The sequence below is a fragment of the Alkaliphilus pronyensis genome, from assembly GCF_009017275.1.
GTDB classification, from domain to species: Bacteria; Bacillota; Clostridia; order Peptostreptococcales; family Natronincolaceae; genus Alkaliphilus_C; species Alkaliphilus_C pronyensis.
In genome coordinates this window covers 1-15,331 of the sequence record NZ_WBZC01000086.1, presented here as the reverse complement: position 1 = coordinate 15,331, position 15,331 = coordinate 1, and the positions used below count along the sequence as shown (strand labels likewise).

General features: G+C 37.5%; 13 protein-coding genes and 1 other annotated feature. All 13 genes read right to left on the bottom strand.

All coding sequences use genetic code 11. From position 1 onward, the window contains the following. Positions 1 to 166 precede the first annotated feature (166 nt). Positions 167 to 2,239 (bottom strand): elongation factor G, encoded by a 2,073-nt coding sequence (fusA, locus tag F8154_RS14740; protein ID WP_151862378.1) that lies wholly within the window; start codon positions 2,237 to 2,239, stop codon positions 167 to 169. An 86-nt stretch (positions 2,240 to 2,325) separates the two neighbouring features. Then, on the bottom strand, positions 2,326 to 2,796 hold the full coding sequence (gene rpsG, locus F8154_RS14735; protein ID WP_151862377.1) for a 30S ribosomal protein S7: 471 nt from the start codon (positions 2,794 to 2,796) through the stop codon (positions 2,326 to 2,328). A 148-nt stretch (positions 2,797 to 2,944) separates the two neighbouring features. Next, entirely contained in the window at positions 2,945 to 3,367 is a 423-nt protein-coding gene (gene rpsL, locus F8154_RS14730; RefSeq protein WP_151862376.1) for a 30S ribosomal protein S12, read from the bottom strand. 105 nt (positions 3,368 to 3,472) lie between these two features. Continuing rightward, positions 3,473 to 3,715, bottom strand: coding sequence for a ribosomal L7Ae/L30e/S12e/Gadd45 family protein (locus tag F8154_RS14725; RefSeq protein WP_151862375.1), 243 nt, complete (start codon positions 3,713 to 3,715; stop codon positions 3,473 to 3,475). 130 nt (positions 3,716 to 3,845) lie between these two features. After that, positions 3,846 to 7,361, bottom strand: a complete 3,516-nt coding sequence (gene rpoC, locus F8154_RS14720) for a DNA-directed RNA polymerase subunit beta' (protein ID WP_151862374.1) — start codon at positions 7,359 to 7,361, stop codon at positions 3,846 to 3,848. A 51-nt stretch (positions 7,362 to 7,412) separates the two neighbouring features. Next, positions 7,413 to 11,141 carry a DNA-directed RNA polymerase subunit beta gene (rpoB, locus tag F8154_RS14715; protein ID WP_151862373.1) on the bottom strand — a complete coding sequence of 1,243 codons (3,729 nt, stop codon included), beginning with the start codon at positions 11,139 to 11,141 and terminating at the stop codon, positions 7,413 to 7,415. A gap of 413 nt (positions 11,142 to 11,554) precedes the next feature. Further along, positions 11,555 to 11,917: a 50S ribosomal protein L7/L12 gene (gene rplL / locus F8154_RS14710; protein WP_151862372.1), complete on the bottom strand. Its 363-nt coding sequence runs from the start codon at positions 11,915 to 11,917 to the stop codon at positions 11,555 to 11,557. A 63-nt stretch (positions 11,918 to 11,980) separates the two neighbouring features. Further along, positions 11,981 to 12,481 carry a 50S ribosomal protein L10 gene (rplJ, locus tag F8154_RS14705; protein WP_151862371.1) on the bottom strand — a complete coding sequence of 167 codons (501 nt, stop codon included), beginning with the start codon at positions 12,479 to 12,481 and terminating at the stop codon, positions 11,981 to 11,983. Positions 12,482 to 12,523: 42 nt separating this feature from the next. Further along, positions 12,524 to 12,658 (bottom strand) — a sequence feature (ribosomal protein L10 leader region). A gap of 63 nt (positions 12,659 to 12,721) precedes the next feature. After that, on the bottom strand, positions 12,722 to 13,420 hold the full coding sequence (gene rplA, locus F8154_RS14700) for a 50S ribosomal protein L1 (RefSeq protein WP_151862370.1): 699 nt from the start codon (positions 13,418 to 13,420) through the stop codon (positions 12,722 to 12,724). A 62-nt stretch (positions 13,421 to 13,482) separates the two neighbouring features. Then, positions 13,483 to 13,908 (bottom strand): 50S ribosomal protein L11, encoded by a 426-nt coding sequence (gene rplK, locus F8154_RS14695; protein ID WP_151862369.1) that lies wholly within the window; start codon positions 13,906 to 13,908, stop codon positions 13,483 to 13,485. 70 nt (positions 13,909 to 13,978) lie between these two features. Continuing rightward, positions 13,979 to 14,497, bottom strand: a complete 519-nt coding sequence (gene nusG, locus F8154_RS14690) for a transcription termination/antitermination protein NusG (protein WP_151862368.1) — start codon at positions 14,495 to 14,497, stop codon at positions 13,979 to 13,981. A gap of 59 nt (positions 14,498 to 14,556) precedes the next feature. Further along, positions 14,557 to 14,772 (bottom strand): preprotein translocase subunit SecE, encoded by a 216-nt coding sequence (secE, locus tag F8154_RS14685; RefSeq protein ID WP_151862367.1) that lies wholly within the window; start codon positions 14,770 to 14,772, stop codon positions 14,557 to 14,559. Positions 14,773 to 14,811: 39 nt separating this feature from the next. Continuing rightward, entirely contained in the window at positions 14,812 to 14,961 is a 150-nt protein-coding gene (gene rpmG, locus F8154_RS14680; protein ID WP_151862366.1) for a 50S ribosomal protein L33, read from the bottom strand. Positions 14,962 to 15,331: the final 370 nt, after the last annotated feature.

Sequence of the window (15,331 nt, the reverse complement as noted above, 5' to 3'; positions counted from 1 at the left end):
GTGTCCTATTGTTCCTATGTTTACATGGGGTTTAGTTCTTTCAAACTTTTGCCTTGCCATTTCTTCTCCTCCTTAATTCAACATAAATAATTAATTAAATTTATAAAATGAATTTATGCTAATAGAATAGCAGTTAATAATTGGCTGCTATTCTATTTTAAACCCATTACTTTCCTGCAACAACCTTTTCTGCAATGCTTGCAGGTACTTGCTCATAGTGATCAAAATGCATAGAGTAGGTTGCACGACCTTGAGTTTTTGATCTAAGATCAGTTGCATAACCGAACATTTCTGATAATGGTACATATGATTTAATTACTTGTACTCCTCCTGTTCTTGGTTCCATTCCCTCTATTTTACCACGCCTAGAGTTTATGTCTCCAATTACATCACCCATATAGTCCTCTGGAGTAACAACCTCCACCTTCATGTATGGTTCAAGCAGTACAGGCTTTGCCTTTTTCATACCATCTTTAAATGCCATAGATCCAGCTATTTTAAATGCCATTTCTGAAGAGTCCACCTCATGGTAAGAACCATCATAAAGCTCTATCCTTAAATCAACTACTTCGTATCCAGCTAAAATACCGTTTTCCATAGCTTCTTGTATACCCGCATCAACAGCAGGAATATACTCCTTCGGAATAGTACCTCCGACAATTTTATTGTCAAAGGAATATCCTAGACCTGGCTCTTGTGGGAACAATCTAATTTTTACATGTCCATATTGTCCACGTCCACCAGATTGTCTAGCATACTTGCCTTCAACCTCTATTGATTGAGTGATTGTTTCTTTATATGCAACCTGTGGCTTACCAACATTAGCCTCCACCTTAAACTCCCTCATCATTCGATCTACGATGATTTCTAAGTGAAGCTCACCCATACCAGCTATAATTGTTTGCCCAGTTTCTTCATCTGTATAGGTTCTAAATGTTGGGTCTTCTTCTGCTAGTTTTTGAAGGGCAATACTCATTTTCTCTTGCCCTGCCTTTGTTTTAGGCTCAACAGCTACATGAATAACAGGCTCTGGAAACTCCATTGACTCAAGAATAACTGCGTGATCTGGATGACATAATGTGTCCCCAGTTGTTGTATCCTTTAAGCCTACAGCCGCAGCTATATCACCTGCATATACCTCTGTAATCTCTTCTCTTGTATTAGCATGCATTTGAAGAATACGACCAATTCTTTCCTTCTTGCCTTTGGTGGAATTTAATACATATGAGCCAGACTCCATTTTACCTGAGTAAACCCTGAAAAAAGCTAGCTTACCTACATATGGGTCTGCCATTATTTTAAAGGCTAATGCAGAAAAAGGTTCGCTGTCATCTGCATGTCTTTCAATATCTTCTTGAGTATCAGCTGATATTCCACGTATAGCAGGAACATCAGTTGGTGCCGGCATATATGCAACAATTGCATCTAAAAGCCTTTGTACTCCTTTATTTTTATAGGAGGAACCACATAGTACAGGAATAATTTGAACATTAATTGTCCCTCTTCTAATACCTTCAGCTATTTCCTCTTCTGTTAGTTCTTCACCTTCAAGATACTTCATCATTAATTCTTCATCTGTTTCTGCAACTGCTTCTATCAGTGCTTCTCTATAGGTTGCAGCCTTCTCCTTCATATCATCAGGTATTTCTGCCTCTTCAATATTTTGACCAAGGTCATCCATATACATGAAGGCTTTATTCTTTACTAGATCAACAATACCTTTAAAGGTATCTTCAGCTCCTATTGGAAGCTGAATTGGAACCGCATTAGCTCCAAGTCTGTCCTTCATCATTTCTACTGCATTATAATAATCTGCACCTAAAATATCCATTTTGTTTACAAAGGCCATTCTAGGTACTCGATATTTATCTGCCTGTCTCCATACAGTTTCAGACTGGGGTTCAACCCCTCCCTTTGCACAGAAAACAGCCACCGAGCCATCAAGCACCCTTAAAGAACGCTCTACCTCAACGGTGAAGTCCACGTGTCCTGGTGTATCTATAATATTTATTCTATGATCTTGCCATTGACAAGTGGTTGCTGCTGAAGTAATCGTAATTCCTCTTTCTTTCTCTTGCTCCATCCAGTCCATTTGAGATGCACCTTCATGGGTTTCACCTAATTTACGAATTCTTCCAGCATAGAACAAAATTCTCTCTGTTGTTGTTGTTTTACCGGCATCAATATGTGCCATAATACCTATATTTCTTGTTTTTTCTAGTGGAAACTGCCTAGGCACGAATTATCCTCCTTTCATTGCAAAACAAACATTTGCTTTTACTGTCTTAAATAGCATAACCAATTTATGCTACCTTAAACGTTATTTTACCATCTGTAATGGGCAAATGCTTTGTTTGCTTCTGCCATTTTGTGGGTATCTTCTCTCTTTTTAACAGATGCTCCTACATTGTTGGCTGCGTCCATAATTTCTTTAGCCAACTTATCTGTCATTCCCTTCTCGCCTCTTTTACGGGTGTAACCAACTAACCATCTTAGGCCTAGGGTTTGTCTTCTTTCGGGTCTAACTTCTACAGGCACTTGATAATTGGAACCACCAACACGTCTAGCCTTAACCTCTAAAACAGGCATGATATTATTCATAGCCTTTTCAAAAACCTCTAGCGGATCTTGGCCTGTTTTTTCCTTTACAACTTCAAAAGCATCATAAACAATTTTTTGAGCAATACCTTTTTTACCATCTAGCATTATATTGTTTATTAGCTTTGATACTACCTTGCTTCCATAAATGGGATCTGGCAGCACTTCTCTCTTAGGTACATTTCCTTTTCTTGGCACTTCGCTTCCCTCCTCAATAATTGTGTTTGATCATAGGTACTCGACAAGTCTTTCGACTAGCCGTCGTGTGCTGTTTAATGCTCTTAAGCCCTAACCACATGTAGTTAAAATGTAGTTATAATCTATATGCATTATCGCTCCGACATTCCTATTTCTTTGCAGCCTTTGGTTTTTTGGCACCATATTTTGATCTGCTTTGCATTCTGTTTGCTACTCCTGCTGTATCTAGTGAGCCTCTTACGATATGGTATCTAACTCCAGGTAAATCCTTTACCCTTCCACCTCTTATAAGAACAACACTATGTTCTTGAAGGTTATGTCCAATACCAGGAATGTAGGCTGTTACTTCAATACCATTTGTTAGTCTAACCCTTGCTACCTTTCTTAAGGCTGAGTTAGGCTTTTTGGGAGTAACTGTTTTTACAGAAGTACAAACTCCTCTTTTTTGTGGTGAACTAACATCTGTAGACTTTCTCCTTAAGGAGTTAAGACCTTTTTGTAAAGCAGGAGCTGTTGATTTATATGACACTTCTTTCCTACCTTTTCTTACTAGCTGGCTAATTGTTGGCATCCATTGCACCTCCTTCCAAGTATTTAACTTTATACACAGAAAAACATTTATCCAAAATTTTTAGATAAATTAATATTTGGCTAATTCATTTAACTAAAATTCCTATTACTTTAAAACTACAGCTGTAGCGGCACCTACATCTATTTTGCAGGCTTTGCCTAGTTTTTTCATTGATTCTACATGAACAACCTCAACACCATTAGTATTTGCCATTTCAACCAATGGCTTTAATAGATGTTGGTCAGCATCATTTGCAATATAGAGAACTTTAGCTTTGCCTTGCTTTAATGCCTTTGTAGTTTGCTTTATTCCAATAATTTTTTTTTCGTGCTGTAATATCTCCAGCATAAAGTTTCCTCCCTTTTTAAATATCTGGGAGATATTTTTATCTCCCAGAGTATAAAAAAGTCAACTTTGTATCAACACACCTTAATATTTTAACATTGGTTAAAATAGGTGTCAACTGTTAATTTGCTAATTAGAGAATCTCATTATCCTCAAACATCTCTTCCTCATGATCAATAGAAATAGCTATATTCTTATATCTTTTCATTCCTGTTCCTGCAGGAATTAGTTTACCAATTATTACATTTTCCTTCAGACCTATGAGGTTGTCTTCTTTCCCTTTAATTGCTGCTTCAGTTAATACTCTAGTTGTCTCCTGGAAGGAGGCAGCAGATAAGAAGGATTCTGTTGCTAGTGAGGCCTTTGTTATGCCTAGTAGAACTCGCTTATATGTCGCTTGTTCTCCATCTGCATCTATCGTCTTCTTATTGGTCTCGTCAACTGTGAAAACACTTTCTAAAGCACCAGGAAGAAGATCTGTATCTCCTGACTCTTCAATTTTTACTCGGTTTAGCATTTGTCTGACAATTACTTCTATGTGCTTATCGTTAATATCAACACCCTGCATCCTATATACCCTTTGAACCTCTTTTATAATATAGGATTGAACACCTTCTACTCCTTTTATTCTTAAGATGTCATGGGGATTAACTGAGCCTTCAGTGATTTCGTCTCCAGCCTCAATAACCTGGTCTTGCTTCACTTTTATGCGGGAGCTGTAGGGTATTGTATAGCTCATGCTTTCTCCGTCCTCAGCAATTACAGTTACTTCCCGCTTTTTTCTATTTTCACTTAGTTCTATTCTTCCTGCAATTTCACTAATAATTGCAAGACCCTTTGGTTTTCTAGCTTCAAATAATTCTTCAACCCTCGGTAGACCCTGCGTAATATCGGCCCCTGCAACTCCACCGGTATGGAAGGTTCTCATTGTTAGCTGTGTACCTGGCTCTCCGATGGACTGAGCAGCAATAATACCTACTGCTTCTCCAACCTTAACCTCTTCACCAGTAGCTAGGTTCCTACCATAACAGGTTCCACATACTCCTTGTCTTGTCTTGCATGTAAGGGCTGATCTTATCATAACCTTCTCAATGCCTGATTGAATTATTAAGTCAGCTTTGTCTTCATTTATTAGCTCCGAAGCAGCCACTATTATTTCACCAGTTTGTGGATGCTTTATATCATTGAGTGCATGTCTTCCAACTAAACGGTCATATAGCTCTTCTATTATCTCTTTACCATCTTTAAAGGCTGTAGCTATAATTCCTTTTTTTGTACCGCAGTCATCCTCTCGAATAATAACATCCTGACTTACATCAACAAGACGTCTGGTTAAATATCCTGAGTCTGCTGTTCTAAGGGCTGTATCCGCCAAGCCTTTTCTTGCACCATGGGTAGAGGTAAAGTACTCTAATACTGTTAGACCTTCTCTAAAGTTTGACTTTATTGGTATTTCAACAGTTCGTCCCGTAGCGTTGGCCATAAGTCCACGCATTCCACCCAGCTGACGAATTTGGTTTTTACTACCCCTAGCGCCTGAATGGGCCATAATAAATACGTTGTTAAGACTGTTTAAGCCTGCCATTAATGCATCTGTAACCTTTTCAGTCGTTTCAGTCCAAGTTTCAATAACCTTCTCGTATCTTTCTTCATCTGATATTAAGCCCCTTCTAAAGGCCTTTTCATACTTATCAACCTTTTCTTCTGCCAATGAGATTAATTCAGCTTTTTCCTTTGGAATTTCCATATCGGATACTGCTATTGTTATTGCCCCTCGGGTTGAGAATTGGAAACCCTTTGATTTTATATAATCAAGCATAATTGAGGTTACAGTATTTCCATGCTTTCTAAAGCATTTGTCTATAATTTTTCCTAACCCTTTTTTATCGCAAAGGAAATCAACTTCAAGTCCATAAAGATCCTTATTTCTATCAACAAAGCCTAAATCCTGTGGTAGCTTTTCATTTAGAATGAATCTGCCGACAGTGCTTTCAACCAGTTTGCCTTTGTCATAGGAATTAAGTCTTCTTCTTACCTTAACCCTTGCATGTAGAGAAACAGCTCCATTTTCGTATGCCATCAGCATTTCTTCATAGTCTTTAAAGATCATTCCTTCTCCCTTAGTGCCTGGAACTTCAATAGTTAGGTAGTAGCTTCCTAAAACCATATCCTGAGTAGGAGTAGTAATCGGCTGACCATCCTTTGGAGCAAGAATATTGTTTGGTGATAGCATTAAAAACCTTGCTTCTGCTTGTGCTTCCACTGATAAGGGTACATGAACAGCCATTTGATCTCCGTCAAAATCGGCATTGTAGGCTGTACATACCAATGGATGAAGCTTTATAGCTTTACCCTCAACTAAAATTGGTTCGAAGGCTTGTATTCCAAGCCTGTGAAGAGTAGGAGCACGGTTTAGCAGTACTGGATGCTCACTAATTACTTCTTCAAGAACATCCCATACTTCAGGCTTAACCTTCTCAACCATTCTCTTAGCACTTTTTATATTATGTGCATAGTTTTCTTCAACAAGCTTCTTCATTACAAAGGGCTTAAAAAGCTCTAATGCCATTTTTTTAGGCAGACCACATTGATAGAATTTTAGCTCTGGTCCTACTACGATAACTGAACGACCTGAATAGTCAACACGTTTACCTAGAAGGTTTTGTCTAAATCGTCCTTGCTTACCCTTTAACATATCTGACAGGGATTTTAGTGGACGATTACCAGGACCTGTAACTGGCTTTCCTCTCCTACCATTATCAATGAGGGCATCTACTGCTTCCTGAAGCATTCGTTTCTCATTTCTAACTATAATATCTGGTGCGCCTAAATCCAGTAATCTCTTCAATCTATTATTTCTATTAATAACTCGTCTGTACAAATCATTTAAGTCTGATGTAGCAAATCGTCCACCATCCAGCTGCACCATTGGTCGTAGCTCTGGTGGTATTACAGGAATAACATCTAAGATCATCCACTCGGCTTTATTACTGGAGGTTCTAAAGGCTTCGACAACCTCAAGTCTCCTAATAGTTCGTACACGTTTTTGCCCCGTACTCTCCTTAAGCTTATGCTTCAGCTCTTTACTTAGCTGCTGTAGATCAATTTTCTGTAGCAGCTCTTTTATAGCTTCTGCTCCCATTGCAGCTTTAAACCGATGACCATACTTTTCTATTGCTTCTGAGTATTCCTTTTCTGTCAATATTTGCTTTTCTGATAAAGGTGTTTCACCTGTGTCAATTACTATATACCCAGCAAAGTAAAGGACCTTTTCTAATGACCTAGGAGACATATCTAAAAGCAGACCCATTCTGCTTGGTATGCCTTTAAAGTACCAAATATGTGATACTGAGGCAGCAAGCTCTATATGACCCATTCTCTCTCTTCTTACCTTAGACTTGGTAACTTCAACACCGCATCGATCACAGATTACACCTTTATATCTAACTCTCTTATACTTACCACAGTGACATTCCCAGTCCTTGGTTGGTCCAAATATTTTTTCACAGAAAAGACCTTCCTTTTCAGGCTTTAATGTCCTGTAGTTAATGGTTTCAGGTTTTTTAACCTCTCCTTTAGACCACTGTCTAATTTTTTCTGGAGATGCTAAAGAAATTTGAATTGACTCAAAATTGTTTAATTCGTACAAGGAGTCTCTCTCCCTTCCCTATAGTCTAATAAGCCACAGCTTAAGCAACTATTAATTAAAATCATCGTCATCATAGTCATCCATATCATCATCATCTTCATTATTTATATATTCCGGTTGAAACTCAGAAGGTTCAAAGTCTTCTACTGTAATGAAATCTATTTCTTCTTCATCTTCATCGGAATTATCCTCTTCCATTTCGGAGGTTGGTTGAATTTCAGGCCCCAAATCCGAGTGATCCATACTAAGCTCTCCAGAATCATCATCAATAGATTCTTTAATTTCTATTTCAGCATCCTCCTCAGTTAGTACCTTGACATCTAAGCATAGACTTTGTAATTCTTTAATTAAAACCTTAAAGGATTCTGGCACTCCAGGCTCTGGAATGTTTTCTCCCTTAACGATACACTCATATGTCTTAACCCTTCCAACAACATCATCTGATTTTACAGTTAATAGCTCCTGCAGGGTATGGGCTGCACCGTATGCCTCTAGTGCCCAAACCTCCATCTCACCGAAACGCTGGCCTCCAAACTGTGCCTTACCTCCTAATGGTTGTTGTGTTACTAGGGAATATGGTCCTGTGCTTCTGGCATGTATCTTATCATCTACTAAATGATGGAGCTTAAGCATATACATATAGCCTACAGTTACTGGGTTATCAAAGGGTAATCCTGTTCTCCCATCCTGTAGAATAAGCTTACCACTTCTAGGGTATCCTGCCTCTTCAAGGGCATCCATAATATCATACTCATTTGCTCCGTCAAATACTGGTGTGGCAACCTTCCAACCCAATGCCTTTGCAGCTAGACCTAAATGAACCTCTAAAACCTGACCAATATTCATACGGGATGGCACTCCCAGAGGATTAAGGACTATTTCTAATGGAGTTCCATCCGACAAGAAGGGCATATCCTCCTCTGGTAATACTCTAGAAATAACACCCTTATTACCATGTCGACCTGCCATTTTATCTCCAACATTGATTTTTCTCTTCTTGGCGATATAGGCTCTAACCATTTCATTTACCCCTGGTGGCAATTCATCGCCGTTTTCTCTAGTGAAGACTTTAATATCGACTATGATACCCGACTCTCCATGGGGTACCTTTAGGGAAGTATCCCTTACCTCCCTTGCTTTTTCACCAAAAATTGCCCTCAATAGACGTTCTTCTGCTGTTAGTTCTGTTTCACCTTTAGGCGTTACCTTGCCAACTAAAATATCTCCTGAATTTACCTCTGCACCAATCCTAATTATTCCTCTTTCATCTAAATCCTTCAAGGCATCTTCACCAACATTTGGTATATCCCTTGTGATTTCTTCTGGTCCAAGCTTTGTGTCTCTAGCTTCTGCCTCATACTCTTCAATATGAATAGATGTTAGTGCATCCTCTTTAACAAGCTTTTCATTAATCAAGATGGCATCCTCATAGTTATAGCCTTCCCAAGTCATAAAGCCAATTAGGCAGTTCCTTCCTAGTGCAATTTCTCCTTGGTCGGTGGAGGGGCCGTCTGCAATTACATCGCCCTTTTGAACCCTTTCACCCTTACTTACAATTGGTCTTTGATTAATGCAGGTTCCTTGATTAGAACGCTTGAATTTCAATAGTCTATAATAATCCCTCTGTCCGTCATCACATTTAATAACAACTTCATTTGCAGTTACCTTGTCTACTACACCGTTGTTTTTAGCTACAATTACGACTCCTGAGTCACGGGCTGCTTTATGCTCCATACCAGTTCCAATAATTGGTGAATCTGTATTGAGTAAAGGAACAGCCTGACGTTGCATGTTTGATCCCATTAAGGCTCTGTTTGCATCATCATTTTCTAAGAAGGGGATCATGGCAGTTGCAACCGAAACCACCTGTTTAGGTGAAACATCCATGTAATCTACTTCCTCATAGGGTACAATATCAATACCACCAAATCTAGTTCTAGCAGTTACACGCTTATTTACAAAATAGCCTTCTTCATCTATTGGCTCATTAGCTTGAGCAATGATAAATAAATCTTCTTCATCTGCCGTTAGATACTCTATTTCACTTGTTACAACCATTCTCTTTTTATCAATCACCCTATAGGGTGACTCAATAAACCCATATTCATTTACCCTTGCATATGTGGATAGGGAGTTTATTAGTCCGATGTTTGGTCCTTCTGGTGTCTCTATTGGACACATTCGTCCGTAATGGGATTGATGTACGTCCCTTACCTCGAATCCAGCTCTTTCTCTCGAAAGACCCCCTGGTCCTAATGCTGAAAGTCTTCTTTTATGGGTTAGTTCTGCCAATGGATTTGTTTGGTCCATAAACTGTGACAATTGGGAGCTGCCAAAAAATTCTTTAATAGATGCAGCCACTGGTCTTATGTTTATTAATGCCTGTGGTGTTACTAAATCTACATCCTGAATAGTCATTCTTTCTTTAACTACCCTTTCCATTCTGGAAAGCCCAATTCTAAATTGGTTTTGTAATAGCTCACCCACTGAACGTAATCTTCTATTTCCTAAATGGTCTATATCATCTACATTACCTACTTCGTGGGCTAAATTAAATACATAGTTTATGGATGCAATAATATCGGCGACAATAATATGCTTAGGAATTAATTCTCTGTATCTTTCTTTTATGGCCTCTTTTATTTCTTCCTCTTGCTTAAATGTATCTAAAATTTCCTTTAACACTGGGTAATACACCCGTTCTTTAATTTTAAGCTTGCTAATATTAAAGGAAATATGTTCCTTGATGTCTACAAAATGGTTGCCAATAACCTTTACAGGTTTATTGTCCTCTGAGTAGATTAAAACTATATTTATTCCTGAGTTTTGTATTGCCAGTGAGGTTTTACGGTCAATCTTTTGACCTTCTTCAATTAGTACTTCTCCAGTTGTTGGATCAATTACATTTTCTGCTGCCTTCTTCCCCATTATTCTATTGGCAATAGATAGCTTCTTATTAAATTTATATCGACCTACCTTTGCTAAGTCGTAACGCTTAGGATCAAAAAATAAGGTGTTTAGTAAAGATCTTGCATTTTCAACAGTAGGTGGCTCTCCGGGACGTAGTCGCTTATATATTTCTAATAGCCCTTCCTCTGTACTTTTTGTATTATCCTTTTCAAGACTTGCCAATAATCTTTCATCTTCACCTAATAAATCCTTAATCTGTTGATCTGTTCCATAGCCTAAAGCTCTTAATAAAACAGTTACAGGTTGTTTACGGGTTCTATCAATCCTTACTGATACCACATCATTGGAGTCGGTTTCATATTCTAACCACGCCCCACGATTTGGTATGACAGTTGCTGAAAACAAATGCTTTCCTGTTTTATCTATTTCTCTTGCATAGTAAACTCCTGGTGAACGAACCAGCTGACTTACTATAACACGTTCTGCTCCATTTATAATGAAGGTTCCTGTGTCTGTCATTAAAGGAAAATCTCCCATAAAAACCTCTTGCTCTTTAACTTCCCCTGTTTCCTTGTTAATTAGACGTACCTTTGCCTTTAATGGTGCTGCAAAGGTTACATCCCTTTCCTTAGATTCTTCTACATCGTACTTAGGTGTTTCTTCTAAGTAATAATCTACAAATTCTAAGATAAGGTTTCCAGTGTAATCTTCAATTGGGGATACATCGTTGAATACTTCGTGTAGTCCTTCATCTAAAAACCATTGATAGGACTCCTTTTGAAGTTCGATCAAATTTGGTATATCCTGAACTTCATCAATCTGAGAATAACTCATTCTCGTTATCTTTCCAACTTTAACAGGATGTGGCATCTTTAAATTCACTCCTTGACATTAAGGTATAGAGAAAGGAATTGAATAACTTCTTCAATGAAAATACCCAAAAGCAATTCCCTACTTTTGGTTTTTTGCACACAAGGCTGCATCTTATACTATTGACATGATTTTTGCTAAATATACATGAATTGAGTATTAATGAAATTTCTAACAAAAACAGTTTGATGCAATGTATTATTATATCACATGGTATTATGATAGGTCAATATTAATTATGCAATATTATTTAATGTTATAATTAACCCTAAAGTGTATATATCTATTTAATTTTATCTTGATATGATGTATAATAAATTTAAGTAAGTTATTGGTTTAACAGAAATATAGCTTCAAAAAATACATAAAAAGGTACTCCAGTATACTGGAGTCCCTTTTTATTTTATTATGTTTTATTTAACAGTTACTGCTGCTCCAGCTTCTTCTAGCTTAGCTTTAATAGATTCAGCTTCCTCTTTAGCAATACCTTCTTTTAATGCCTTAGGAGCACTATCTACTAGTTCTTTAGCTTCCTTTAAGCCAAGTCCAGTAATCTCTCTTACGGCCTTAATAACATTAATCTTAGAAGATCCTGCGTTATCTAAAATTACGTCAAACTCAGTTTTTTCTTCTTCTACTGCACCTGCTGCTGCACCTGCCACTGCTACAGGAGCCGCTGCCGATACTCCAAACTTTTCTTCTGCTGCTTTTACTAATTCGTTTAATTCCAATACCTTCATATTCTCAATAGCTTCTAAAATTTGCTCAATTGTCATTTTTAAGCACCTCCGAATTTTATTATTTACATATTGTTGTTTTTATCTTTAATGGTTAGTTTGTTACGCACCTTCTGCTTCCTTTTTTTCAGCTAAAGCCTTAACTAAGTAAGCAAAGTTTGATACTGGAGCCTTTAAGCTGCCTAGTAATTTTGCAATAAGAACCTCTCTTGGCGGAACATTTGCCAGCTCCTTTAGCTTAGGCTCGTCATAATATGCACCTTCTACAATTCCAACCTTTAATTCAAGCTTCTTATGATCCTTCGCAAAATTTTCTGCAATTCTTGCAGGAGCAACTGGATCATCGTAGCTTAAGGCTATAGCATTAGGTCCTACTAAGTCTTTAACTAGCTCTTCCATCCCAACATTTTTTGCTGCCATACGCATTAAGGTGTTTTTATATACCTTGTATTCTACGCCAGCCTCTCTAAAATTTCTTCGAAGCTCTGTAATCTCTTCTACCTTTAAACCACGATAGTCAACAAGAATAGCCGCTGTACTATTTTTTAGCTTTTCAGTAATTTCTTCTACAGTTTGCTTCTTAACATCAATCGCCTTCAACATGGGGATGTCACCTCCTTCATTATAGTAGTTACTTTATGATATTTTGCCGAATAAAAAGACCTCTTATGTTTGGACATAACGAGGCCTGAATCATTGCGTGTTTAGCATTTATCAAAAGCCTCGGTAGGATATTTAAGCATTAGCACCTACTTTCTGTGGCAAAATATTCACTTTCAACTTGCTTAGTTTATCAAAGGAATATGATATTGTCAATAGTATTTATTTATATTAATGACAATATTATTCTGTAATTTTGGCAGGGCTTACCTTAATACCAGGCCCCATGGTGCTGGTCAATGTTACACTTCTTAAGTATTGACCCTTAGCAGCCGAAGGCTTAGCCTTAAGAATAGCTTCCATTAAGGTTCTAAAGTTTTCTGTTAGCTTTGATTCTTCAAAGGATGCCTTGCCAACTGGTACGTGAATAATATTAGTCTTATCTAATCTATATTCTACTTTACCTGCTTTGATTTCATTTACAGCCTTTTCAACATCAAAGGTTACTGTCCCAGATTTTGGGTTAGGCATTAATCCTTTAGGTCCTAATACTCTACCTAATCTTCCTACTACACCCATCATATCTGGAGTTGCAACAACTACATCAAAGTCAAACCAGTTTTCATTTTGAATTTTGCTTACCATATCTTCTGCCCCTACGTAATCTGCCCCAGCCTTCTCTGCTGCTGTAGCCTTATCGCCTTTAGCGAAAACCAAAACCTTGGCAGTCTTACCTGTTCCATGGGGTAATACAATAGCTCCTCTTACCTGCTGATCTGCATGTCTTGAGTCTACTCCCAGCTTTATGTGGGCTTCAATAGTTTCATCAAACTTTGCTGTTGCTGTTTTCTTAACCAGTTCAATCGCTTCGTTTACATCGTATTGCTTATTGCTTTCTACAAGCTTTCTTGCTTCTTGATATTTCTTACCTCTTTTTGGCATTTTCTTGACCTCCTTGTGGTATTAGCGGTTTAAATGTGAGAAACCTCCCACTTATTTATATACTATTCTTCTACAACTACACCCATACTTCTTGCTGTTCCTTCTACCATGCTCATAGCAGATTCTATAGAAGCAGCATTTAAGTCAGGCATTTTCATTTCAGCTATTTCTTTTATTTTAGCTTTACTAATTTTTGCAACCTTCTTTTTATTTGGTTCACCTGAGCCACTGTCTATTCCAACAGCTTTTTTAATTAAAACGGCAGCTGGTGGTGTTTTTGTTATAAAAGAGAAGGATCTGTCTTGATAAACAGAAATTACAACTGGAATTATAAGTCCAGCCTGTTCTGCAGTTTTTGCATTAAATTCTTTACAGAAGCCCATTATATTAACACCATGTTGTCCCAGAGCTGGTCCAACTGGTGGTGCTGGAGTAGCCTTTCCTGCAGGAATTTGTAGCTTAATTTGTCCTATTACCTTTTTAGCCATTTTTGCACCTCCTTAAATTTTGCTTAAACTTAGCTATATCAATAGCTTACACTTCTAATGATGAAATACTCTACAAAGCTTCGACCTGATGGAATTCTAGTTCCACAGGTGTTTCCCTTCCAAACATAGATATAAGTACTTTAAAGGTTTGCTTTTCCATGTTAATAGACTCTATTGAACCAATGAAGCTTTCAAAAGGACCAGAAATAACTTTTACACTATCTCCCACCTTGGCATTAACTTCTTGTCGTATTTCTTCAACCCCCATATTTCTAACCTCTTTATCAGTTAGGGGTATTGGCTTAGAGCTTGGCCCAACGAAGCCAGTTACACCTCTAGTATTACGTACTAGATACCACGTTTCGTCAGTCATTTTCATTTTGACAAGCACATAGCCCGGAAACAGTTTGCTTTCCTTCACCTTTTTCTTGCCATTTTTAATTTCAATTTTTTCTTCAGTCGGAACCTTTACTTCAAGTACCAAATCTTCCATACCTCTGTTCTCGACCATCTTTTGTATATTCATCATCACTTTTTTCTCGTGACCTGAATAGGTATGAACTACATACCACTTTGCGTCATGGGTCATAACTAAGGGGCACCTATTGTATCAATAGATACCGCTCCCCTCCTTTAAACTTTAATATGCTACTGTAGTATTAGATTTAATCCAAAACCAAAGGCAGCATCTAAAACCCAAAGTATTGCAGTAGCAGCTAGAGAAGCAGCTATAACAACACTTGTGTGATTTGTTAATTCCTTTCGATTAGGCCAATTCACCTTTTTTAACTCTGATTTAACACCTTTTAAAAATTTCCCTAGGCTTCTTGTGTTTTCTTTATTAGTATTTGCATGGGTGCTCACTTCTCATTCACTTCCTTCACCACATTTTCTTAAACATACCTACTTTGTTTCTTTATGATTTGTATGGGCCTTGCAGAATTTGCAATACTTTTTCATCTCCATACGATCAGGGTTATTCTTTTTGCTTTTAGTTGTATTGTAATTTCTTTGTTTGCAGTCTGTACATGCCAATGTAATCTTAACTCGCAACTGTTACACCTCCTGAAAAAACGACATAAAAAACTATATGACTACAGAACATAGGTAGCTCATATTATATACAGGTTACCTAATAAAATCTATCATACTTTTATTTTTATGTCAATAAAAATTTCTTTCCTTCCTACATCACTGAAAATATTCCAATTACTTAACTGAAACTAATATAATTAATATGAGTGAGCGGATCATTTAAACTAATTATATGCTGCTTTTAATATTGATAAGGGACTAGGCTAACCCTAATCCCTTAGACTGCTTTGATTCCAATATATCATCACAAAATCTCAGTTTCAAGTTGAACCAGCTTTTTTCATCTTTTAGTAAAGGCATTTACTCAATAATGCTTGCAACTACTCCA